This is a genomic window from Streptomyces sp. CCM_MD2014, assembly GCF_000772045.1.
Classification (GTDB): domain Bacteria; phylum Actinomycetota; class Actinomycetes; order Streptomycetales; family Streptomycetaceae; genus Streptomyces; species Streptomyces salinarius.
The window spans coordinates 1,002,364-1,024,956 of record NZ_CP009754.1 but is presented as its reverse complement, the minus strand read 5'-3'; the positions used below and the strand labels follow the sequence as shown (position 1 = coordinate 1,024,956).

Genomic DNA, 22,593 nt, shown 5'->3' with positions numbered 1-22,593 from the left:
TCAGGAGCCGTAGCGTTGAAGGCGCTGGTCAAGGAGAAGGCGGAGCCCGGGCTGTGGCTCGCGGACGTGCCCGAGCCCGTCGTCGGACCCGGTGACGTCCTCATCAAGGTGCTGCGCACCGGCATCTGCGGCACCGACCTGCACATCCGGGCCTGGGACGGCTGGGCGCAGCAGGCCATCCGCACCCCGCTCGTCGTCGGCCACGAGTTCGTCGGCGAGGTCGTCGACACCGGCCGCGACGTCACCGACATCAAGGCCGGCGACCGGGTCAGCGGCGAGGGCCACCTGGTCTGCGGCAAGTGCCGCAACTGCCTGGCCGGCCGGCGCCACCTGTGCCGCGCCACCGTGGGTCTCGGAGTCGGCCGGGACGGGGCGTTCGCCGAGTACGTCGCCCTGCCCGCCGCCAACGTCTGGGTGCACCGGGTCCCCGTCGACCTCGACGTCGCGGCGATCTTCGACCCGTTCGGCAACGCCGTGCACACCGCGCTGTCCTTCCCGCTGGTCGGCGAGGACGTCCTCATCACCGGCGCCGGGCCGATCGGCCTGATGGCCGCCGCCGTGGCCCGGCACGCGGGCGCCCGCAACGTCGTGATCACCGACGTGAGCGAGGAGCGGCTGGAACTGGCCCGCAAGGTCGGCGTCAGCCTCGGCCTGAACGTCTCGAACGCCACCATCGCCGACGGACAGCGCGAGCTGGGCCTGCGCGAGGGCTTCGACATCGGCCTGGAGATGTCCGGCCGTCCCGAGGCCATGCGCGACATGATCGCCAACATGACGCACGGCGGCCGGATCGCCATGCTCGGCCTGCCCGCCGAGGAGTTCCCGGTCGACTGGGCCCGCATCGTCACCTCCATGATCACCGTCAAGGGCATCTACGGCCGAGAGATGTTCGAGACCTGGTACGCCATGTCCGTGCTGCTCGAAGGCGGCCTCGACCTCGCCCCGGTGATCACCGGCCGGTACTCCCACCGCGACTTCGAGGCTGCGTTCGCCGACGCGGCCAGCGGCCGGGGCGGCAAGGTCATCCTCGACTGGACCGCGTGAAGACGTACGTATCCTCTTAGGAGCCTCTGAGATGTTCGACTCCGTGCGCGACGACCTGCGCGCCACCCTCGACGAGATCCGCGCCGCCGGCCTGCACAAGCCCGAGCGCGTCATCGGCACCCCGCAGTCCGCGACCGTGAACGTCACCGCGGGCGGCCGCCCCGGCGAGGTCCTCAACTTCTGCGCCAACAACTACCTCGGCCTCGCCGACCACCCCGACGTCGTGGCCGCCGCCCACGAGGCGCTGGACCGCTGGGGCTACGGCATGGCCTCCGTACGCTTCATCTGCGGCACCCAGGAGGTCCACAAGGAACTGGAGGCCCGCCTCTCCGCGTTCCTCGGCCAGGAGGACACGATCCTCTACTCCTCCTGCTTCGACGCCAACGGCGGCGTCTTCGAGACCCTCCTGGGCCCCGAGGACGCGGTGATCTCCGACGCCCTCAACCACGCCTCGATCATCGACGGCATCCGGCTGTCCAAGGCCAGGCGGTTCCGTTACGCCAACCGCGACATGGCCGACCTGGAGGCGCAGCTCAAGGCCGCCGGCGAGGCCCGCCGCAAGCTGATCGTCACCGACGGCGTCTTCTCCATGGACGGCTACGTCGCCCCGCTCGACGAGATCTGCGACCTCGCCGAACGCTACGACGCCATGGTCATGGTCGACGACTCGCACGCCGTCGGCTTCGTCGGCCCCGGCGGCCGCGGCACCCCCGAGCTGCACGGCGTCATGGACCGCGTCGACATCATCACCGGCACCCTCGGCAAGGCGCTCGGCGGCGCCTCCGGCGGCTACGTCGCCGCCCGCGCCGAGATCGTCGCCCTGCTGCGCCAGCGCTCCCGCCCGTATCTCTTCTCCAACACCCTCGCCCCGGTGATCGCGGCCGCCTCCCTCAAGGTGCTCGACCTGCTGGAGTCGGCCGACGACCTGCGTGTGCGGCTCGCCGAGAACACCGCCCTGTTCCGTCGCCGGATGACCGAGGAGGGCTTCGACATCCTCCCCGGCGACCACCCCATCGCGCCCGTCATGATCGGCGACGCGACGCAGGCGGGCCGCATGGCCGAGCTGCTCCTGGAGCGCGGCGTGTACGTGATCGGCTTCTCCTACCCGGTCGTCCCGCAGGACAAGGCCCGCATCCGCGTCCAGCTGTCCGCCGCCCACTCCACGGACGACGTGAACAGCGCGGTGGACGCCTTCGTGGCGGCCCGGGAGCAGCTCGCGGCCTAGAACCCCCCGGTGACCTGAGAGAATCGGTCCCATGATCGAGGCGCGGCGGCTGCACATCCTGCGAGCGGTGGCGGACCACCGCACCGTGACGGCGGCGGCCGCCGCGCTCTACCTCACCCCGTCGGCGGTCTCCCAGCAGCTCGCCGCCCTGGAGCAGGAGACCGGGCACCGCCTGGTCGAGCGCGGCGCCAAGGGCGTACGGCTGACCCCGGCGGGCGAGATCCTGCTCAGCCACACCAACGCCGTCCTCGCCCAGCTGGAGCGGGCGGAGGCGGAGCTGGCCGCCTACGGCTCGGGCGAGGCCGGCACGGTCACGGTCGCCTCCTTCGCCACCGGCATCGCCCTCGTCGTCGCGCCCGCCCTGGCGCGCCTCGCCGCCTCGGCGCCCGGCATCCGCGTCCGCGTCCAGGACGCCGAGGGGGACGCCAGCCTGCCGATGCTCCTCGACCGCCGACTCGACGTCGCCGTGGCCGTCGAGTACCGGGGTGCGCCGGCCGCCGACGACCCGCGCCTGACCCACGTCCCGCTGTACGCCGAGCCCTTCGACGCGGTCGTCCCGGTCGCCCACCGCCTCGCCGGCGCCGCGGAGGTCCCGCTCGCCGAGCTGGCCAAGGACACCTGGATCGGCCCCTACCCGGGCAACCCGTGCCACGACGTGGTCGTGCTGGCCTGCGAGAACGCGGGCTTCCAGCCCCGCCTCGAACACTCCTCGGACGACTTCCGCGCCGTGGTGTCCCTCGCCGCCGCCGACGCGGGGGTGGCCCTCGTCCCCCGCTCGGCGCTGCACGGCACCGACCTCACCGGCGTGGTCGTCCGCCCGGTCGACGGGGTCGCCCCCACCCGCCGCGTCTTCGCGGCCGTACGCCGGGGGGCGGAGGAGCACCCGCTGATCCGCCCGGTGCTGGAGGCCCTCGGCGAGGCGGCGCGGGCGTGAGGCTTCCGTAACTCCGTTGTCTCATTTCCGGGATAGCCTCCCGGATATGACACGAGACGACGCGTGCACGGATCCGGTCGACGCCCGCCTCGCGGCGCGGCTGGCCGAACTGCGGGCCGAACGCGGCTGGTCGCTGGGGGAGCTGGCGGAGCGCAGCGGGGTCAGCCGCTCCACCCTGTCCAGGGCCGAGCGGGCCGAGACCAGTCCCACCGCCGCCGTGCTGAACCGCCTGTGCGCGGTCTACGGGCGGACCATGTCCCGGCTGCTCGGCGAGGTCGAGGGCGAACCCGCGCCGCTGGTGCGGGCGGCCGAGCAGTCCGTGTGGAAGGACCGCACGGGTGGGTTCACGCGCCGCTCGGTGTCGCCGCCGCACGCCGGACTGCGCGGCGAACTCGTCGAGGGGCGGCTCGCCGCGGGCGCCGACATCGCCTACGACCGGCCGCCCGTGCCCGGCCTGGAGCAGCACGTCTGGCTCCTGGAAGGGACCTTGGAGATCACGGCGGGGGACGTGCGGCACGCCCTCGCCGCCGGGGACTGCCTGCGGATGCGGGTGTGGGGGCCGACGCGGTTCCGGTGCTCCGGACCCGGGACCGCGCGCTACGTGCTGGCGGTGGTCCTGCCGTGACCGTGGACCGCATCGACGAGCACGGGGTGACGGGGCTGCTGGACGGCCTGGCCGGTCTGCTGACCGACACCGTCGCGGGCGGCGCCTCCGTCGGCTTCCTCGCCCCGCTCGGCCACGAGGAGGCCGCCGACTGGTGGCGGGGGCGGGCCGCCGCGGTGGCCGCCGGCCGGCTCGCCGTCTGGGTGGCGCGGGAGGAGGACCGGGTCACCGGGACCGTGAGCCTGGCCCTGCCGGACAAACCGAACAGCCGCCACCGCGCGGAACTGGTCAAGCTCATGGTGTCCCGCGAGGCCCGCGGCCGGGGACTGGGCCGCCGGCTGCTGACCACAGCCGAGGAGGCGGCCGCGGCGGCCGGTGTCACCCTGCTCCACCTGGACACCGAGACGGGGAGCCCCGCCGAGCACCTCTACCGGTCCGCCGGATGGACGCGGGCCGGCACGATCCCCGACTACGCGGTGGACCAGCACGGGGAACTGCGGCCGACGACGCTGTACTTCAAGCAGATCGGCGGTCAGGACGGCGGCCGGACGGGCACACCCGCCGTCGCCGGGTGATTGTCGGTGCCGGCGGATACCGTGCCTGTCATGCCGGACGCAGAAGACGTACGCCGTATCGCCCTGTCCCTGCCGGACACGACGGAGAAGATCGCCTGGAGCATGCCCACCTTCCGGGTCGCGGGAAAGATGTTCGCGACGCTCCCCGAGGAGGAGACCTCCCTCGCGGTGCGCTGCCCGAAGGAGGAGCGCGACGAACTGGTGCTCGCGGAACCGGAGAAGTTCTGGATCGCCGGCCACGAGGCCCAGTTCGCCTGGGTACGGGCCCGGCTCGCCGCCCTGGAGGGCGAGGACGAGCTGCGCGACATCCTCGCCGACTCCTGGCGCCAGGCGGCCCCGACCCGGCTGCTGGAGGCCCACCCCCGGCTGGGGCTGCCCGCGGGCGGCTGAAAACCCCTCGGGCGTTGTCAGTGCCGCGTGGCATGATCCGAAGACGTGTGTGACGGCCGGGACCGGAGGGGGGTCCCGGCCGTCGGACGCACGGTGCGCGAGACGGGGGTGCAGGGGCGGTTCGCCGGCGGGGACCGGCAGGGGAGGGGAGAGCGGGATGGCCGGTACGTCGTCACACGCAGGGCGCGAGGGCGCGGGCGGGCAGCGGGCCGCGGCGCGAGCGGTCTGGTCGCGGGACTTCGCGCTGTTCTTCACCGCCCGGGCCGTGGCCCGGCTGGGCGACACCATGCTGCCCGTCGCCCTCGCCGCAGGCCTGCTCCAGCACGGGTACGGAGCGGGCGCGGTCGGCCTCGCCATGGCCGCGACCGCCGCCGCCTTCGCCGGTCTGGTCGTCTTCGGCGGAGTCCTCGCCGACCGCTTCAGCACCCGCAAACTGATGATCGGCGCCGACCTGGTGCGGCTGGGCACCCAAACCCTGGCCGCCGTCCTGTTCTTCTCCGGACACGTCGTGCTCTGGCAGATCTGCGCCATCGGGTTCGCCAACGGCGTCGCGGGCGCCGTCTTCCAGCCCGGCGTCGCCAGCACCGTGCCCCGGCTCGCCTCCGACGTCCAGGGCGCCAACGGCGCGATACGCGTGGCCGAGTCCGCCGCCCAGCTCGCCGGCCCCGCAGTGGCCGGTCTCCTGGTCGGCTTCGCCTCACCCGGCGGGGTCTTCGCCGCCCACGCCACCACGTACGCGGTCAGCGCCCTGTGCCTGCTGCTGCTCCGGCTGCCGCCGCTCCCGCCGGGCAGTCGGGCGGTCTCCGGCCGCGGGAGCAAGGCCTTCCGCGCCGATCTGGTCCAGGGGTGGCGGGAGTTCCTCGCGCGTCCGTGGCTGTGGAGCGTCATAGCCGTCTGGTGCGTCTACATGATCGCCGTCTGGGGCCCGACCGTTCCTCTGGTCGCCACCGAGGTGGTGCAGGAGCACGGTCCGCGCGCCTACGGACTGGTCAACTCCGCCCTGGGCGCGGGGACCGTCGTGGGCGGTCTGCTCGCCCTGCGGCTCAGGCCGCTGCGCATGCTCCGGGCCGGCGCGATCGCCCTCGTCGGCTTCGCCGCCTTCCCCGCGAGCGTCGGCGCCGGGCTCGGCGTACCCGCCATGGCGGCCGGGGCCGCCGTCGCCGGGGCCGGCATGTCCTTCTGGGGCGTGATGTGGGCGACCAGCGTGCAGACCCAGGTCCCGCCGGACGTCCTCAACCGCATCCACGCCTACGACGTGGCGGGCTCGCTGGCGATGATGCCGGTGGGCCAGGCTCTCGCGGGCCCGGCCGCGGCCGCCCTCGGCGCCGACCACGTCCTGCTCGTCGCGGGTGCGACCAGCTTCGCCGTGTGCGCGGCGCTGCTGCTGATACCGGCGGTGCGCGGGCTGGTCCGGGTGGAGGCGGCCGCGGCGGGCTCGGGCGGCACCCCGGCCGTGACCGAGCCGTCCCGCACGCAGAAGTGCTGACGCCGCCGGAGGCCGCGCCGGGAAAGCCGTGCGCGACCACCGGCCCGAGTGCGGTATGGTTTTCCTGCACGTTCGGCCGGGGGAAACCCCAGGTCAGGCGGGCAACGGGACGTGGCGCAGCTTGGTAGCGCACTTGACTGGGGGTCAAGGGGTCGCAGGTTCAAATCCTGTCGTCCCGACTGGAGACAGTCGTTGACCGAGGGGCGGTTCCGGAGAGATCCGGAACCGCCCCTCGATTGTTCTCCCTGCGGCGTGCCTGGGCGCTCAGGCGAGATGCCCGATATATCACTGTCGGGTGTCCGCGCTCATCCTCTGCCACTTCGCGCTCGCGCTGTTCGCCGCGCCGCTGGTGAGACGGTGCGGAACCCGTGCCTTTCTCGTACTGGCCCTGCCGCCCGCCGCGGCGACCGTGTGGGCCGCCACCCGCTGGAGCACTACGGCCGCGGGCGGCGTGGACACCGTCGCATGGCGCTGGCTGCCGGCCTACCGGGTGGACTGGGCGCTGAGACTGGACGCCCTCGCCGAACTGATGGTGCTGCTCGCCGCGGGAGTGGGCACCCTCGTCCTCGTCTACTGCGCCTCGTACTTCGACGACCGCTCGCGTCAGCTCGGCAGGTTCGCCGGCAACCTGCTCGCCTTCGCCGGGGCGATGCTCGGGCTCGTCCTCGCCGACGACCTGGTCCTGCTCTACATCTTCTGGGAGCTGACGACCGTCTTCTCCTACCTCCTGATCGGCCAGTCCAGCGACCACAAGCGCAACCGGCGCAGCGCCCTGCAGGCCCTGACGGTCACCGCACTCGGCGGCCTGACCATGCTCGTCGGCCTCCTGTTCCTCGGCCACGAGGCGGGCACCTACCGGGTCTCGGCGATCCTGGCCGACCCGCCGCCCCCGTCGGCGGCGCTGTCCACGGCGATCGTGCTGATCCTCGTCGGCGCCCTCTCCAAGTCCGCGATCTGGCCCTTCAGCCTCTGGCTGCCCAACGCCATGGCCGCCCCCACCCCGGTCAGCGCCTATCTGCACGCCGCCGCCATGGTCAAGGCCGGCGTCTACCTCATCGCCCGGCTGGCCCCCGCCTTCGCCGACGTCACGCCCTGGCGCCCGCTCCTGCTGGCGGCCGGCTCGGTGACGATGCTGCTGGCCGGGTGGCGGGCACTGCGGATGAACGACCTGAAGCTCGTCCTCGCGTACGGCACCGTCAGCCAGCTCGGCTTCCTCACCGTCCTCACCGGGGCCGGCCGCCACGACACCGGCCTCGCCGCCACCGCCATGATCCTCGGGCACGCCCTGTTCAAGGCGCCGCTCTTCCTGGTCACCGGCATCGTCGACCACGCCACCGGCACCCGGGATCTGCGGCGGCTCTCCGGACTCGGACGCCGGCTGCCCGCCGTGTGCGCAGTGGCCGTGACCGCCGGAGCGTCCATGGCCGCCGTACCGCCCCTGCTCGGTTTCACCGCCAAGGAGGCCGCCTTCCAGGCGCTCCTGGACGGGAGCACCGGCGACCGCTGGGCGCTCGCCGCGACCGTCCTCGGCTCGGCCCTCACCACCGCCTACACCCTGCGCTACCTGTGGGGCGCCTTCGCCCGCAAGCCCGGCCTGCCCGACACCGACGCGCACCGCGTGCCGGCGGTCTTCCTCGCACCGCCCGCCGTGCTCGCGGTGGCCTGCCTCGTCCTCGGACCCGGGGTGACCTGGCTCCAGGGCCTGCTGGGCACCTACGCCGGGCAGTTCCCCGCGCCCGCCCACCCCTACCACCTCGCGCTGTGGCACGGAGCGGGCCCGGCCCTCGGTCTGTCCGGCGCGGCGTGGGCGGGCGGGATCCTGCTGTTCCTCGCCGCGAGCCCCGTCGTGCGGGTCGGCCAGAAGCTCGCCTGGCGCTCCGCCGACCTCGTCTTCGGCCGGATGCTGCTCGCCCTGGAACGCACCGCCCTGCAATGCACCGGACTCGTGCAGCGCGGTTCGCTGTCGGTGTACCTGGTGACGACCATGAGCGTGGTCCTCGCGGGGCAGCTCGCCGTGCTCGTCGTCGACGAACCCTGGACCGGGGTGCCCGCCCCGAGGCTCTGGGACCATCCGGCCCAGGCCGGTGTCGCCCTGCTGACCTGTGCCGCGGCCCTGCTGTGCCTGCGCGTACGGCGCCGGATGAAGGCCGTCGTCTTCGCCGGGCTCACCGGCTACGGCACCGCGCTGCTCTTCGTCGCCCAGGGCGCGCCGGACCTCGCGCTCACCCAGTTCTGCGTGGAAACCGTCTCCATGATCGTCTTCGTGCTGGTGCTGCGCCGCATGCCGGTGCGCTTCGAGGAGACGTTCAGCCGGTGGCGGCGCCTGCTGCGGATGCCGGTGGCGCTCGCGGGCGGCGCCGCCGTCGCCGTGGTCGTATGGATCACGGCGGGGCACCGCCGGGCCGACAGCGCGGGCGCCGCGATGGTCGAGGAGACCGCCCACCACGGCCTGAAGGACGTGGTCGCGACCATCCTCGTCGACCTGCGGGCCTGGGACACGATGGGAGAGTCCGCGGTGCTCGCCGCCGCCGCGATCGGCGTCACCAGCCTCATCTACCTGCACCGCCGCACCGACGGAGCCGAGCAGCCCGTACTGCCGCTGCCCGGCGACCACCCGCACGCCGGACTGCGCACCGCCTGGCGGGCGAGCGAGTACGAGTCGGCGGGGCTGCCCAGCGGCGACGAAGGGGCGCCGGAGCGGACCTGGCTCGCCGCCAGCGCCACCCTCGCCCCCGAGCGCCGCTCCCTCGTCCTGGAAGTGGTCTCCCGCCTCATCTTCCACCCCGTCCTCGTCCTCTCCGTCTACCTGCTGCTGTGCGCCGAGAACCTGCCGGGCGGCGGCTTCGTCGCGGGCCTGACCGCCGGCGTCGCCTTCATCGCCCGCTACCTCGCCGGCGGCCGGCACGAACTCGCCGAAGCGGTGCCCTTCAAACCGGGTCTGTTCACCGGACTCGGGCTGTTCCTGTCCACGGGCATCGCGCTGGGCGGCCTCGGCGAGGGGACGGTGCTGCACGGCTGGACCTGGCACGGCCACCTGCCCGTGTGGGGCGAGGCCCACCTGTCCACCGCCGTCCTCTTCGACTGCGGGGTCTACCTCCTCGTCCTCGGCGTGGTCCAGGACATCGTGCGGGCCCTCGGCGCCCGGATCGACCGCCAGATCGAACGGGCCGCCCCACGCCCCGAGGCGGGCCGCGCATGACCGTCAGCCTCTCCCTGCTCGTGGCCGCCGCCGTCCTCAACGCCGTCGGCGCCACCCTGCTGCTGACCCGGTCGCTGACCCGGATCCTGCTCGGCGCCGTCGTCCTCGGCAACGGCGTCAACCTGCTGGTCCTCGCCTCCACCGGCAGTGCGGGCGAGGCTCCGCTGCTCTACCCGCACATCATCCGCAACCGCGTCACCGACCCCCTGCCCCAGGCCGTCGCCCTCACCGCGATCGTCATCACCCTCGCCACCACCGCGTTCCTGCTCTCCATGGCCTACCGCAGCCACCAGGTCACCGGCTCCGACGAGATCAGCGACGACACCGAGGACCGGCTGGTCGCCCTGCGCGCCGAGTTCCTCGACCGGCGCGGCCAACTCCGCGACCGCTACCGCGAGGCCCGCGCCGGGGACGGCGGCGCCGACGCCGAGCAGCGCGCCCGCTACCGCGCCGCCCGCAAACGGCTCCGCCGCCGGGTCCGCCGGGAACGCGCCTACCAGGCCCGCGCCAACGACGTCTCCGGCAACCTTTGGAACGACATCCTCGGCGCCGACCCCGAGGACTACCGGGAAGGCCGCGAGCTGGGCTCCACCGACGCCGCGGGCCGCCCCGGACCGGCCCCGGCCCGGATCGCCGGGCCCTCCAACGACCCCGAGGAGACGGGTCGCGAGCCCGACTCCCGCCCCGGCGAGGACTCCGGCCACCCGCAGCCCGACCAGCCCGACGACCCGGGCGGCGCCGGCACGGAAGGAACCAGGTGAACGCGCTCGTCCCGCTCCCCGTCCTGCTGCCCCTGTGCGTCACCGGCCTCAAGCTGGCCATCGGGCCCCGGCTGCACCGGCTGCAGCGCTTCATCAGCATCGCGGTGCTCGGCGCGGTCCTGGTGCTCTCCGTGGTGCTCATGGTGGCCGCCGACCGCCACGGCCCGCTCAGCGTGCACCTCGGCGACTTCGCGCCGCCGGTCGGCATCACCCTCGTCGCGGACCGGCTGGCGGGACTGATGCTCACCGTCTCCAGCGCCGTCACCCTGCTGGTCCTCGTGTACTCCCTCGGCCAGGGCATGGCCGACCGCGACGACCAGGCGCCGGTCGGCGTCTTCCACCCCGCCTACCTCATCCTCGTGGCGGGCGTCTCCTGCACCTTCCTCGCCGGCGACCTCGTCAACCTCTACGTCGGTTTCGAGATCATGCTCGTCGCCAGCTTCGTCCTGCTCACCATCGGGGGCACCGCGACCCGGATCCGCGCCGGATCGACGTACGTGATCATCTCGCTGTTCTCCTCCGTGCTCTTCCTGGTCGCCATCGCCATGACCTACGCGGTCGCCGGGACCGTGAACCTCGCCCAGCTCTCCCTGCGGCTCCAGGAGGTGCCGCTGGGGGTGCGCACCCTGCTGGAGGCCATGCTGCTGACGGTCTTCGCCATCAAGGCGGCCGTGTTTCCGCTGGCGGCCTGGCTGCCCGACTCCTACCCGACCGCGCCCGCGCCCGTCACCGCGGTGTTCGCGGGGCTGCTGACCAAGGTCGGCGTCTACTCGATGCTGCGCACCCAGACCCTGCTCTTCCCCGGCCACCGCCTGGGCGACCTGCTGATGCTCGCCGCCCTCGCCTCCATGGTCGTGGGCATCCTCGGCGCCGTGGCGCAGACCGACCTCAAGCGGGTGCTGTCCTTCACCCTCATCAGCCACATCGGCTACATGGTCTTCGGCATCGCGCTCGCCGGGCACGGCTCGATCAGCGGCGCGATCGTGTACGTGGCCCACCACATCACCGTGCAGACCACCCTGTTCCTCGTCGCCGGGCTCATCGAGCGGCGCGACGGCACCACGGAACTCACCCGCCTCGGCGGCCTGGCGAAGGCGGCACCGCTGCTCGCCGTGCTGTTCTTCGTGCCCGCCATGAACCTCGCGGGCATCCCGCCGCTGTCCGGGTTCATCGGCAAGCTCGGCCTGATGCGGGCCGGTGTCGACGCGGGCGGCGGCTGGGCCTGGGCGCTGGTCGCCGGGTCCGCGGCGACCAGCCTGCTCACCCTCTATGTCATGGCGAAGGTGTGGAACCTCGCGTTCTGGCGCGACGCTCCGCCGGGAGCCGAGGAGGAGGGCGTGGTGCTGGAGTCCGCCGAGGACGACGAACCGGGCGACGACGAGGACGACGGGGAGGAGGGGAGGGCGAGCGGCCCGGGGAGAGGCACCGGCCCGGGCCGGGACGCCGGTGCGGGGAGCGGGGCCGGGGCCGGGCTGCCGGTGCCGGCGGGCGCCGTGGTCTCCGAGGGCTTCCTGGGGCAGTCCATCACCACCACCAAACGGCTGCCCTGGCCCATGACGGCGGCGACCGGCGCCGCCGTCGCCCTCGGCCTTTCGTACACGGTGCTCGGCGGCCCCCTCACCACCTTCACCCAGGCCGCCGCCACCGAACTCCTCGCCCGCACCCCCTACATCGAGGCGGTGCTCGGCCGGTGAGCAACCTCTTCCGCGACCGCTCGCCCTACAGCTGGTCCTTCCGCCTCGGCCGCGGCCGACGCGTGCTCGACCTGCCGCTCGTCGGCTGGCTCACCGTCATCTGGATCCTGCTGTGGGGCAGCCCGACCTGGGCCAACCTCGTCAACGGCGTCCTCGTCGCGGTCTGCCTGTGCCTGGCCTTCCCGCTGCCCGCCGTGGACATCGGCCTCAGGCTGCGCCCCCTGGGCATCCTGCGCCTCGCCGCCTACCTGCTGTACGACATGTTCTCCTCCAGCGTCGAGGTCACCCGGCAGATCTTCGCCAAGGGCCCCTACCACGCCGCGGTCGTCGCCGTCCCGCTGCGGGTGCGCAGCGACCTCATGCTCACGGCCACCGCGGTCGCCGTCTCCAACGTCCCCGGCGGCTCCGTGATCGAGGTGCGCCGGTCCACGGCCACCCTGTTCCTGCACGTCCTCGACGCGGGCAACCCCGGCGAGATCGAGGGCGCCCGGCGGCAGGTGTGGCGCATGGAGGAACTCGTCGCCCGAGCCTTCGGCACCGCCGAGGACATCGCGGACGCCGCCCGTCCCGTACCGGAAGGTGACCTCCCGTCGTGACCACCCTGCACGCCGTCGAAGACGCCCTGCTCGTCGCCTCGCTCGCGATGATCCTCGTCGCCGGCGCCCTGCTGCTGTACCGGATCTGGTACGGCCCCTCGATGCTCGACCGCGCCGTCGCCCTCGACGTGCTCGCGGCGCTCATCATCGCCGGCATCGGCGTCAAGGCCGCCCACGACCGCGACTCCTTCTACTTCCCCGTGATGCTGGTGCTCGCCTTCCTCGGCTTCAGCGGTTCGGTGGGCATCGCCCGCTTCATCGCCGTACGCGACCGGCCCTCGGTGCGGCCGGACGGCAGGCAGGACCACCGGTGAACGCCTGGGCCGAGGCCGCCGACCTGGCCGGGACCGTCCTGCTGTTCCTCGGCTGCCTGCAGTGCCTGCTCGGGGTGATCGGGATGCTCCGCTTCCCCGACGTGCTCTCCCGCAGCCACGCGGCGACCAAGCCGCAGACGCTCGGCATGCTCCTCGTCCTCGCCGGGGTGGGGCTGCGTCTGCGCCACGGCACCGACGTGGGCACGCTCGCGCTCATCGTCTTCTTCCAGTTCCTCACCGGCCCGGTCGCCTCCCACCTGGTGGCCCGCTCCGCCTACCGCACCGGGCAGACGGGCTCCCGGGGACTGCTCAGGGACGACCTGGACCCGCAGCTGAGCGACGGGGACCGGCACGAGGAGTAGCCCGGGAGGCGGTCAGCCCACGCAGCCCACGTGCGCCAGTGCCTGCTTCAGCAGCACTCCGTGCCCGCCCGGCATCTCGCTGCGCACCGCCTCGGACAGAGCCTCGCGCGGATCGAACCAGACCAGGTCGAGGGCGTCCTGGCGCGGCCGGCAGTCGCCGGTCACCGGCACGACGTAGGCGAGCGAGACCGCGTGCTGCCGGGGGTCGTGGTACGGCGTGACACCGTGCGTCGGGAAGTACTCGGCCACCGTGAACGGCTGGAGCGAGGCCGGCACCCGGGGCAGCGCCACCGGACCGAGGTCCTTCTCCAGGTGGCGCAGCAGGGCGTCCCGCACCCGCTCGTGGTGCAGCACCCGGCCGGAGACCAGCGTCCGGCTGACCGTTCCGTCGGGCCCGATGCGCAGGAGCAGGCCGACGCTGGTGACTTCGCCGCTGTCGTCCACGCGTACGGGCACGGCCTCGACGTACAGGATCGGCATGCGGGCGCGTGCCATCTCCAGCTCGTCCGTCGTCAGCCAGCCCGGCGTGGTCTCGGTCATGTCAGACATCGCTTGATCATACTTTCAGCCGTTCGAGAGTCCCGGGCGGCGCTCCGGGACTGTGACCCGTCCCACCCCGCTCAGCCGTCGTCCGCCGGACCGCCGGGGAGCCCGTAGGCCCGGCGGGCGTTGTCGCGCCCGGCCCAGCGGGCGAGGCGCAGCGCGTCGGGCAGGGACAGCTCGTCGGCGTCCACCCGCTCCTGGAGCAGCCCGGCCAGCCCGTGGCGGAAGGCGAGCGCCCCCAGGTGGTGGAACTCGGCCACCCCGTAGGCGTCGGAGCTGTACAGCAGCTTGCGGAACGGGGTGATCTCCAGTGCCTCCGCCAGGACCGCGCCCGCCCGGGCGGGGCCGACGTGGTGCAGCGTGAGCCCCACGTCGAGGAACACCCGCTCGAAGACCGCCGACAGGTAGGACGCCTGGCGCTGGTAGGGCCAGCAGTGCAGCAGCAGGACCGGGATCGTGCCGGCGGTCAGGTGCAGCCAGTCGGTCAGCAGGGTGGGGTCCACCCGGTGCAAGCGGATGTCACCGTCCCCGAACCCCGTGTGCAGTTGCAGCGGCCGGCCGAGGTCCACGGCGGTCCACAGCAGCTCCCGCACCAGCACCGGGTCGTCGAGCCGGCCCGCGCCGCGCGCGAGCCAGCCCGCGGCTGCCCGGGTGACCTCGGCGGGCGAGGGACGGGCCGGGTCGAGGTCGAAGCCGGTGCGGTAGGCCGCCACCGACTTGACGCCCGCCACGCCCGGCCGCCGCACCGCCTCCCACGCGGCCGTGCGGAACGCCTCCGCATACGCGTCCGGCTCGACACCGCCCGCCGCCACCGCCTCCGCGACACTCTCCAGCCGGACCACCTCGTACGCCGTCGCACCGGCTGCCGCGGCCAGCTCGGCCGGACCCGTCACGGGGTGCGGGGCGAACCCCGTGTCCACGCAGAACACGTCGGCGCCCGCGGCCCGCAGGAACCGCCGGTTGACCTCGGCCGCACCCAGTTCCGCGCGCCGGGCCACGTACGCGTCGGCGGGGGCGTGGCGCGGCAGGTCGAGCAGGGGGGCGCAGTGCCGGCGTACGGCGAGGCCGACGGGGCTGTCGAAGGGGGAGACGCCGGGCCACGCCTCGCCCTCGGTGAGCAGTGCCTCGAACCCGGTGCGGTCCAGGTCCTCGGTCACCGCGCCGTGGCAGTGGTGGTCCACCAGGTCCAGCGCGGCGAGCCGCTCGTGCACGGCCCCGGCGGCCATCTCAGTACTTCCAGCGGTAGGCCGCCGCCACACCGTCGTCGTCCAGTCCCTCGGCCGCGGCGGCCTCGCCCAGCCGCACGGCGATCACCGCGTCGGCCAGCACCGGCCCCAGCGCGGTCCTGAGCACGTCGTCCGTACGGAAGGCCGCCACCGACTCCGTGAGCGTGACCGGCAGCCGCCGCACGCCCCGGGCCTTTGCCACGGCGGGGTCGAGCCGGGCCGGGTCGCCGGTGGTCTCCTCCGGAAGCGGCGCGGACGAGGCGAGCCCGTCGAGGCCCGCGGCGATCACCGAGGCGAGGGCGAGGTAGGGGTTGGCGGCGAGGTCGACCGGCTTGACCTCCAGGTTGGCCGCGCGGTCGCGGATCCCGGCGGTGCCGGTGACGATCCGCAGCGCTGCCTCGCGGGTCTCCCGGCCCCAGGCGGTGAACACGCCCGCCCACTGCGAGGGGCGCAACCGCAGCCGGCTGGCGGGGCTGGGCGCGGTCATCGCCGTGAGCGCCGGGAGCCGGCCGAGGACTCCGGCCACGAAGGACTCGGCCTCGGCGGTCATGCCGTAGCGGCCCGTGCCGCCCGCGTGCAGGTTCGCCCCCTCGCGCCAGGCGGAGAGGTGGAGGTGCCCGCCGTTGCCGACGCCCTGCCCGAGGACCGCCGGGGCGAAGGACACGCGCAGCCCGTGCCGCCGGGACACGGCCCGGATCGTCTGCCGCACCAGCACGCTGTGGTCGGCCGCGGCCACCGGGTCGAGCGCGGCCACCGAGAGCTCGAACTGTCCCGCCGCGTACTCGGGATGGAACTGCTCCACGTCCACGCCCTGCGCCGCGAGCGCCGCCAGCAGGTCGGCTGCGCAGTCGCTCAGCTCGATCTGCCGAACGGCGCCGTACGCGGGGCCGGAGACCGCCGGGACGAACGCGTCGCCCTCGGCGTCGCCCCGGCCCACGGCCCACTCGATCTCTACGGCGGCCTTGAAGGCGACGCCGTGCCGCTCGGCCGCCCCGGCCACGGTCCGGCGCAGCACGGTGCGCCCGCACGCCGGATGCGGTGCGCCCTCCTGTGTGATCCGGTCGACCGGGGCCCACGCCCAGCCGGGCTGCGCCGCCAGCACGGTCAGCCGGTCGAGGTCGGGGTAGAGGCGCAGGTCGCCGTCGGGGGAGCCGAGGACGTCCGTGGTGACGATCGAGTCGTCGGCGAGGAAGGTGTCGAACACCGGTGACATGCCGACGCCCCAGGCCGCGGCGGGAGCGAGCTTCGCGGTGGGCACGGTCTTCACCCGGGCGATCCCGGCCGTGTCGACGTAGGCCAGCACCACGCCGTGCACGCCCTGCCCGGTCAGCTCGCCGCTCAGCGCGGTGGCCCGCTCCACTTCTCCGGGGCGCCCGCCGGGCACGGGGTCGCTCTCGCTCACGTCTCGGCTCCTTCGCGCGTGCGCCGTCCGTCGCGGACCATTGTGCCGCCCGGTGATCACGCTGTCCGGGTTTCGCCGGATGTGCGCACGACGCGGGGAAAGCCGCCCGGGACGCCCCGGAGGAGGTCAGTCCAGGTTGGTGGGCTGCGGCGAGGGGGTCCCGCCGTCCAGGACGGTCTGCAGGCGCTCGGTTCCCTGGCGCACGCCGCGCTCGACGGAGGAGGCCTGCCCGCCGTCCAGGCCTCCGCCGGTGATGGTGAGGGCGGAGGTGCCGACGCGTACGGCGGCGACGTCCAGGGTGAGCGTGACCGGGGTGGCGTCGGCGCTTCCCTGCACGGTCACGTGCAGGCCCTCGCGGGCGTCACCCACGTCGGGCAGCGAGGCCTCGGTCACCTGGACGGTGCGCTTGTCGCCGTCGGAGTCGGTCGCGGTGAACTCGTCGCACGTCTGCGGCAGGGAGTCCAGCCACTTCATGCGGTCGTCGAGACCGGCGCGGTCGTACCCGGCGACCTGCTCCAGGAGGCGGGAGTCACCCTGCTCGAAGCCGGTGAGCGCGGACGGCCCCGAGGGCTCGCCCAGCAGGTTGTCGCGGTAGAGCCCGTCGAGCAGCTGCTGACACTCCGCCGCCTCGGCCTTCGCGGAGAGGAAAGCGGCCACGTCCACCTCGCCGACGAGCAGCCGGTCGCGCCACTTGTCCGCGTCCTGGACCTGGTTCCAGTCGCCCTCCAGGTCGGCCTCGGTGAGCAGGGCGGCCTTGGCGCCGGCCTCGGTGAGGGTGCCCGGGGAGGCGCTGGGCGAGCCGGTCGGGGAGGTCGTGGGGGAACCGCTCGGGGTCTGCTTCGCCGCGTTCTGCTCGGCGACCCCGGCCTGTTCGGCGGCGGTGTCCGAGGCGCTCCGAGAGCCGCCGCCGTCCGAGCAGGCCGCTGTGGTCAGCAGCGCGCCCGCCGCCAGGGCGGAGGCCAGGAGACGGACGGGGTGGGACGGACGACGGCTCATCGCGGGATGCCCTCCTGGGACGGGAAACGGTGTCCTCAGGGCATCACCGGGACCGGGGGCGCACCAGCGCACGGGCCTGTTCGGGTGAGGGGCCGCCCCCGCTCAGGCCGCGTGGTGGAGGGCGTCCTCGGCGACGTCCTTGTCCACCGCCGCCCGCACCAGCGCCGCCGCGAGGACGGCCGGTTCCGTCGTCCCGGCCAGGGAGAGGAGCCGGTCCGGGTCGTCGGGCAGACCGAGGCGCTCGGCACCCTGGAGGGCCTTGCGGTCCAGGTAGGGGGCCGCCTCCGGCCAGACCGACTGGGCCTCCCGCAGGAAGATGTCCGCGCCGGTCGGCCCCACACCGGGGAACTCCTGGAGCAGCCGCCGCTCGTCCGACACCTCGCCGTCCGCCTCGTCGCGCAGCTTGCGCAGGTCTCCGCCCCACCGCTCGGTCAGCAGTTCGGCGCCCTCGCCGAGCTGGGTGGCGGTGCGCTCGTCGTAGCGCCGGTAGCCGCCCCGGCCGAGCGCGTCCACGCGTTGCTGCCAGTCGGCGCCGGCCATGCGGCGGGGGTCGCGCAGCCCCGCCTCGCTCAGGGCGCGGGCGGCGGCGACCGCGATGGGCGCGCCGATGCGGGCGCTGAGCAGATGCGCGAGGACCAGCAGCCGGTACAGCGGCTGCGGCGTGTTCTTCAACCGGATGCCCGCCTCGTCGGCGTACGTCTGCCCGTGTGCGCCGACGAGGCCGCCGACGATCCGTCGTTCGTCGCGGCCCACGGCTACGGCTTGAGCGGGTCGTGACCGACCGTCATGAGCCGGTGCCGCAGACGGGTGTCCTCGGCCTCGGGCTCGTTCTCCAGGTCGGTCTGCGAGGTGACGGTGTCCACGACCTTGCGCATCGCCCGCAGGTCGTCCTCCGTCAGGTCGGTGCGCCGCTTCTGCAGGATCGCCAGGACGTGCTGCCCCAGCGGCGGTCCGGCGTCGTCCGGCAGCGGCTCGGTCAGCTCGCCCGAGTCGCGCACCCGGAGCCAGTCCGCGAGTTCCGCGGAGGTCATGTTCACCACGCGGTGGAAGTCCTCCCACAGCGCGTCGAGTTCGAGGGCGTCGGCCATGAGGTGTCCCTCATTTCGTCGTGCGTACGTGCGTGCTGCGTGGTCAGCCGGAGCAGCGCGACGCGCTCCGCCTCGTCCGTGCCGCCCCACACGCCCGACGTCTGCCCCGACTCCAGCGCATACGTCAGGCACTCGGGGGTCACCGGGCATCCGGCGCAGACCCGCCTGGCGGCCTCCGTGTCCCGCAGGGCGGGTCCTGCGGTGCCCACCGGGAAGAACAGATCGGGGTCCTCGTCCACGCAGGCGGCGCGGCGCAACCACTTCATGCCGGCGCGGGTGCCCATGGGGCGCACGGGCAAACGCGGGGCGCACTCCGGGCGGACGCCGCGCCGGGATCAGCGGGCGAGCACGCCGTCCAGGAAGCGCGTGACGTCCGTGAACACCTGGTCCCGGTTGGTCTCGTTGAAGAGCTCGTGCCGGGCGCCCGGGTAGATCCGCTCGGTGAGGTCGCCGCCGCTCAGCGGTTCGACGCCGACGCGGCTGCCGGGCAGCGGCACCAGTCGGTCGTCGTCCCCGTGCACCCACAGCAGCGGCAGCCGGCCGACGTCGCCGCCCTTGGCCACCGTCTCCAGCGTCCGCACGAACGCCTCCAGGGTCGGCCGTTTCATCGGCCCGTGCCAGACCAGCGGGTCCGCCGCGTACGCCGCCCCCACCGCCGGGTCGCGGGAGAGCGAGGCCGGGCTGATCGGGGTGTCGGGGATCTCGTCCAGGGCGAGCAGCCGGCGCGGCAGCTCCCAGTCGCCGATGACCGGTCCCGACAGCACCAGCGCCGTCAGCTCCCCGGGGTGGCGCTGGGCGTACCGCGAGGCGATGAGACCGCCCATGGAGTGTCCGACCATGACGACCGGCAGGCCGGGGTGGGCGGCCCGGGCGAGCTCCGCCACGGCGTGCACGTCGCTGACCACGTCCTCGAAGTCCTCGACCACCACCCGCTCGCCCTCCGAGCGCCCGTGCCCCACGTGGTCCGGGGCGTAGACGGCCGCGCCGTGACCGGTGAGGACGCCGGCCACCTCTTCGTAGCGGCCGGAGTGCTCGCCGTACCCGTGGACCAGCACGGCGACGTAGCGCGGCTGCCCGGCGGGCCACTCGCGGACGGCGATCCGTCCCCGTGTTCCGGTCAGGGTGTGCTCGCGGGTCTCCGCCATGTCTCCTCCGGCTGGGTCGGCGACGGTCGTGCGTTGTCCGTTGTCGGGGGGATCTTCCCAGGACGCCGTCCGGCGGTCTATAGTCCAAAACTAGCAGTGCTAATTAAGGGTAGTGCTCATCAAGGTTCGCGGTGGACGACGCGGCGGCGGTGCGCCGTCCGGAGCCGGCGCGACGACGGTCAGGAGTCCCACGTGCGTCCCGTCCACTTCGCGGCCGCCCGCCGCACCCCGATCGGCAAGCTGCGCGGTTCCCTGTCGACCGTACGGCCCGACGACCTCGCCGCCGCGGTGATCCGGGGCCTGGTCGCCGACGTGCCCGCACTGGACCCCGCCCGGATCGACGACGTGTACTGGGGCGCCGCCAACCAGGCCGGCGAGGACAACCGCAACGTCGCCCGGATGGCCGCCCTCCTCGCGGGCCTGCCCGAGACCGTGCCCGGCGCCACCGTCAACCGGCTCTGCGCCTCCGGCCTGGAGGCCGTCACCGCCGCCGCCCGCACCATCGCCGCCGGCGAGGCCGACATCGTGCTCGCGGGCGGCTCCGAGTCCATGAGCCGTGCCCCCTTCGTGCTGCCCCGGCCCGACGAGGCGCTGCCGCACCGCATGGAGACCGCCGACACCCGGCTCGGCTGGCGCCTGGTCAACCCGGCGATGAAGGAGCTGCACGGCCTGCTGGCCATGGGCGAGACGGCCGAGGAGGTCGCCGAGCGGTACGGCGTCCCGCGCGAGCGCCAGGACGCGTTCGCCCTGCGCAGCCACCGCCTCGCCGCCGAAGCCCGGAAGAACGGCCACTTCGACGACGAGATCCTCCCCGTCGAGCGTCCCGACGGCGTGGTCGTCGACACCGACGAGTGCGTCCGCGAGGACACCTCCCTGGAGAAGCTGGGGCGCCTGAAGCCGGTCTTCCGCCCCGGCGGCACGGTCACCGCGGGCAACGCCTCGCCGATGAACGACGGCGCCGCCGGCCTGCTCCTGGTCAGCGAGGAGGCCCTGAACGACCTCGGCCTCGAGTCGCTGGGCCGCTACGTCGCCGGCGGCTCGGCCGGTGTCCACCCCGACGTCATGGGCATCGGCCCGGTCCCCGCCACCCGCAAGGTCCTCGCCCGGGCCGGCTGGAGCGTCGGCGACCTCGCCGAGGCCGAGTTCAACGAGGCGTTCGCCGCCCAGGCACTCGCCTGCGTCGACCGGCTCGGCATCGACCCCGGCCTGGTCAACCCGACCGGCGGCGCCATCGCGCTGGGCCACCCGCTCGGCTGCTCCGGCGCCCGCATCCTCACCACCCTGCTCCACCGCATGCGCCGCACGGGGGCCGGCCGCGGGCTGGCCACGATGTGCGTGGGCGTGGGGCAGGGCAGCGCGGTCCTGGTCGAACGCCACTAGGGCCGCCCGCCTGGAGCCATTTCTGCAGAGCCGCAGCAAGGAAACGGAGCAACACCCCATGGCAACCCTCTCCGTCGCCGCCGTCCTCGCCGAGAACGCCCGGCGCCGTCCCGACAAGGAGGCGCTGGTCGAGGGCGACCTGCGCCTGACCTTCGCCGAGGTGTGGCGGCGGGCCCTCGCCCAGGCCGGTGCCCTCGTCGGCCTGGACGTCCGGCCGGGGGACCGGGTGGCCCTGATGGCGCCCAACACCGCCGACTTCCCGCAGGCGTACTACGCCGCCGCCGCGGCCGGCGCCGTCGTCGTCCCCGTGCACCTGCTGCTGTCGGCGGCCGAGGTCGAGCACGTCCTGCGCGACAGCGGCGCCACCCTGCTGCTGTGCCACCCGGCGCAGGCGGAGACCGGGGCCGCCGCCGCGCGGGCGACCGGCGTACGGATGGTCACGCTCGGCGACGAGTTCGGCAAGCTCGCCGCGGACGCCGAGCCCCTGCCCTCGTACGTCACCCGGAACGCCGACGACCCGGCCGTCGTCTTCTACACCAGCGGCACGACCGGCGTGCCCAAGGGCGCCGTGCTCAGCCACTTCAACCTGGTGATGAACGCGACGGTCAACGCCTTCGACGCCAACGACATCCGCCCCGACGACGTCGCGCTCGGCGCACTGCCCCTCTTCCACGCCTTCGGCCAGACCGTCTCCCTGAACTCCACCTGGCGGGCCGGCGCGACCCTCGTCCTGCTGCCGCGCTTCGACGCGGCACGCGCGATCGACCTGATGGTGAAGGAGAAGGTCAACACCTTCCACGGGGTGCCGACCATGTTCGTCGCCCTCGCCGCCGCGGCGGCCGGTGCCGGGGCCCTGCCCGAGCTGCGGGTGTGCGTCTCCGGCGGTGCCTCGCTCCCGGTGGCCGTCCTGGAGCGGTTCGAGGCGGCGTTCGGGGCGAAGATCTACGAGGGGTACGGACTCTCGGAGACCTCGCCGGCGGCGGCCGTGAACCAGCCGGTGTTCGGCGCCCGGCCCGGCACCATCGGCCACCCGCTGTGGGGCGTGGACGTGGAGATCGCCCGCGCGGACGTCGAAGACGCCGTGGAACTGCTGCCGGCCGGCGAACTGGGCGAGGTCGTCGTGCGCGGCCACAACGTCTTCTCCGGCTACCTCGGCCGCCCCGAGGCCACCGCCGAGGCGCTCGTCGACGGCTGGTTCCGCACCGGGGACCTCGGCACCAAGGACGAGGACGGGTTCCTCCGGATCGTCGACCGGAAGAAGGACGTGATCATCCGGGGCGGCTACAACGTCTATCCGCGGGAGGTCGAGGAGGTGCTGATGCGCCACCCCGGCATCGCCCAGGTCGCCGTCATCGGACTCCCGGACGAGCTGCACGGCGAGGAGGTCTGCGCCGTCGTCGTGCGCGCCCCGGGCACCGGGTCCGGGGCCGCGCCGGACGCCGGCGAGATCACGGACTGGTCCAAGGAGCATCTCGGCCGCCACAAGTACCCGCGCCGGGTGGAGTTCGCGGACGAGCTGCCGCTCGGGCCGAGCATGAAGGTGCTCAAGCGGGAGCTGAGGGCGCGGTACACCGGCCGCTGAGGATCAATGGGCGAGACGGTGCTCACGGCGCCGGTGGGGTGCGCATA

The 22,593-nt window shown here is 74.0% G+C and carries 23 protein-coding genes and 1 tRNA gene; 16 read left to right on the top strand and 8 right to left on the bottom strand.

Annotated elements, in window-relative coordinates; all coding sequences use genetic code 11:
• The first annotated feature begins 15 nt into the window (after positions 1–15).
• From tdh to mnhG, 14 genes are all read left to right on the top strand, one after another.
• Positions 16–1,044: an L-threonine 3-dehydrogenase gene (gene tdh, locus NI25_RS04505; protein ID WP_061441188.1), complete on the top strand. Its 1,029-nt coding sequence runs from the start codon at positions 16–18 to the stop codon at positions 1,042–1,044.
• A gap of 31 nt (positions 1,045–1,075) precedes the next feature.
• Positions 1,076–2,269, top strand: a complete 1,194-nt coding sequence (locus NI25_RS04500) for a glycine C-acetyltransferase (RefSeq protein WP_061441187.1) — start codon at positions 1,076–1,078, stop codon at positions 2,267–2,269.
• A gap of 31 nt (positions 2,270–2,300) precedes the next feature.
• Positions 2,301–3,203: a LysR family transcriptional regulator gene (locus tag NI25_RS04495; RefSeq protein ID WP_061441186.1), complete on the top strand. Its 903-nt coding sequence runs from the start codon at positions 2,301–2,303 to the stop codon at positions 3,201–3,203.
• Positions 3,204–3,249: 46 nt separating this feature from the next.
• Positions 3,250–3,828, top strand: a complete 579-nt coding sequence (locus tag NI25_RS04490; RefSeq protein ID WP_061441185.1) for a helix-turn-helix domain-containing protein — start codon at positions 3,250–3,252, stop codon at positions 3,826–3,828.
• A complete protein-coding gene (locus NI25_RS04485; protein ID WP_061441184.1) occupies positions 3,825–4,382 on the top strand; it encodes a GNAT family N-acetyltransferase in 558 nt (185 codons plus the stop codon). The genes NI25_RS04490 and NI25_RS04485 overlap by 4 nt, the downstream gene beginning before the upstream one ends.
• A gap of 30 nt (positions 4,383–4,412) precedes the next feature.
• The gene (locus NI25_RS04480) at positions 4,413–4,772 is read left to right on the top strand and encodes an MmcQ/YjbR family DNA-binding protein (protein WP_007389074.1); all 360 of its coding nucleotides are present in this window, start codon (positions 4,413–4,415) and stop codon (positions 4,770–4,772) included.
• Between the two features lie 157 nt (positions 4,773–4,929).
• Positions 4,930–6,258, top strand: coding sequence for an MFS transporter (locus NI25_RS04475; protein WP_061441183.1), 1,329 nt, complete (start codon positions 4,930–4,932; stop codon positions 6,256–6,258).
• Positions 6,259–6,363: 105 nt separating this feature from the next.
• Positions 6,364–6,437 (top strand) — tRNA-Pro (locus tag NI25_RS04470).
• 116 nt (positions 6,438–6,553) lie between these two features.
• Complete coding sequence (locus NI25_RS04465) at positions 6,554–9,457, top strand: Na+/H+ antiporter subunit A (protein ID WP_061441182.1); 2,904 nt, start codon at positions 6,554–6,556, stop codon at positions 9,455–9,457.
• Positions 9,454–10,218 (top strand): Na(+)/H(+) antiporter subunit C, encoded by a 765-nt coding sequence (locus NI25_RS04460; protein ID WP_061441181.1) that lies wholly within the window; start codon positions 9,454–9,456, stop codon positions 10,216–10,218. The genes NI25_RS04465 and NI25_RS04460 overlap by 4 nt, the downstream gene beginning before the upstream one ends.
• Positions 10,215–11,912 carry a Na+/H+ antiporter subunit D gene (locus NI25_RS04455; RefSeq protein ID WP_061441180.1) on the top strand — a complete coding sequence of 566 codons (1,698 nt, stop codon included), beginning with the start codon at positions 10,215–10,217 and terminating at the stop codon, positions 11,910–11,912. The genes NI25_RS04460 and NI25_RS04455 overlap by 4 nt, the downstream gene beginning before the upstream one ends.
• Positions 11,909–12,508 carry a Na+/H+ antiporter subunit E gene (locus tag NI25_RS04450; RefSeq protein ID WP_061441179.1) on the top strand — a complete coding sequence of 200 codons (600 nt, stop codon included), beginning with the start codon at positions 11,909–11,911 and terminating at the stop codon, positions 12,506–12,508. Before NI25_RS04455 ends, NI25_RS04450 begins: the two co-directional genes overlap by 4 nt.
• Positions 12,505–12,822: a monovalent cation/H+ antiporter complex subunit F gene (locus NI25_RS04445; protein WP_061441178.1), complete on the top strand. Its 318-nt coding sequence runs from the start codon at positions 12,505–12,507 to the stop codon at positions 12,820–12,822. Before NI25_RS04450 ends, NI25_RS04445 begins: the two co-directional genes overlap by 4 nt.
• Complete coding sequence (gene mnhG, locus NI25_RS04440) at positions 12,819–13,184, top strand: monovalent cation/H(+) antiporter subunit G (protein WP_061441177.1); 366 nt, start codon at positions 12,819–12,821, stop codon at positions 13,182–13,184. Before NI25_RS04445 ends, mnhG begins: the two co-directional genes overlap by 4 nt.
• A 12-nt stretch (positions 13,185–13,196) precedes the next feature.
• On the opposite strand, the gene NI25_RS04435 is transcribed toward mnhG, so the two are convergent.
• The 8 genes from NI25_RS04435 to NI25_RS04400 form a co-directional block, all read right to left on the bottom strand.
• Positions 13,197–13,724 (bottom strand): NUDIX hydrolase family protein, encoded by a 528-nt coding sequence (locus NI25_RS04435; RefSeq protein WP_061441176.1) that lies wholly within the window; start codon positions 13,722–13,724, stop codon positions 13,197–13,199.
• Between the two features lie 80 nt (positions 13,725–13,804).
• The gene (locus NI25_RS04430; protein WP_061441175.1) at positions 13,805–14,953 is read right to left on the bottom strand and encodes an amidohydrolase family protein; all 1,149 of its coding nucleotides are present in this window, start codon (positions 14,951–14,953) and stop codon (positions 13,805–13,807) included.
• Position 14,954: 1 nt separating this feature from the next.
• Entirely contained in the window at positions 14,955–16,355 is a 1,401-nt protein-coding gene (locus NI25_RS04425) for a glutamine synthetase family protein (protein ID WP_061441174.1), read from the bottom strand.
• A gap of 126 nt (positions 16,356–16,481) precedes the next feature.
• A complete protein-coding gene (locus tag NI25_RS04420) occupies positions 16,482–17,351 on the bottom strand; it encodes a hypothetical protein (RefSeq protein ID WP_061441173.1) in 870 nt (289 codons plus the stop codon).
• A 102-nt stretch (positions 17,352–17,453) separates the two neighbouring features.
• Positions 17,454–18,104 (bottom strand): hypothetical protein, encoded by a 651-nt coding sequence (locus tag NI25_RS04415; RefSeq protein ID WP_061441172.1) that lies wholly within the window; start codon positions 18,102–18,104, stop codon positions 17,454–17,456.
• A 2-nt stretch (positions 18,105–18,106) separates the two neighbouring features.
• Positions 18,107–18,439, bottom strand: coding sequence for a DUF3140 domain-containing protein (locus NI25_RS04410; RefSeq protein WP_061441171.1), 333 nt, complete (start codon positions 18,437–18,439; stop codon positions 18,107–18,109).
• Positions 18,385–18,705, bottom strand: coding sequence for a WhiB family transcriptional regulator (locus NI25_RS04405; RefSeq protein WP_233520834.1), 321 nt, complete (start codon positions 18,703–18,705; stop codon positions 18,385–18,387). Before NI25_RS04405 ends, NI25_RS04410 begins: the two co-directional genes overlap by 55 nt.
• A gap of 69 nt (positions 18,706–18,774) precedes the next feature.
• Positions 18,775–19,584, bottom strand: a complete 810-nt coding sequence (locus NI25_RS04400; RefSeq protein ID WP_061441170.1) for an alpha/beta hydrolase — start codon at positions 19,582–19,584, stop codon at positions 18,775–18,777.
• A gap of 192 nt (positions 19,585–19,776) precedes the next feature.
• Here NI25_RS04400 and NI25_RS04395 point away from each other — a divergent pair, with 192 nt between their 5' ends.
• Positions 19,777–20,964, top strand: coding sequence for a thiolase family protein (locus tag NI25_RS04395; protein ID WP_061441169.1), 1,188 nt, complete (start codon positions 19,777–19,779; stop codon positions 20,962–20,964).
• Positions 20,965–21,022: 58 nt separating this feature from the next.
• Complete coding sequence (locus NI25_RS04390; RefSeq protein ID WP_061441168.1) at positions 21,023–22,546, top strand: long-chain-fatty-acid--CoA ligase; 1,524 nt, start codon at positions 21,023–21,025, stop codon at positions 22,544–22,546.
• Positions 22,547–22,593 lie beyond the last annotated feature (47 nt).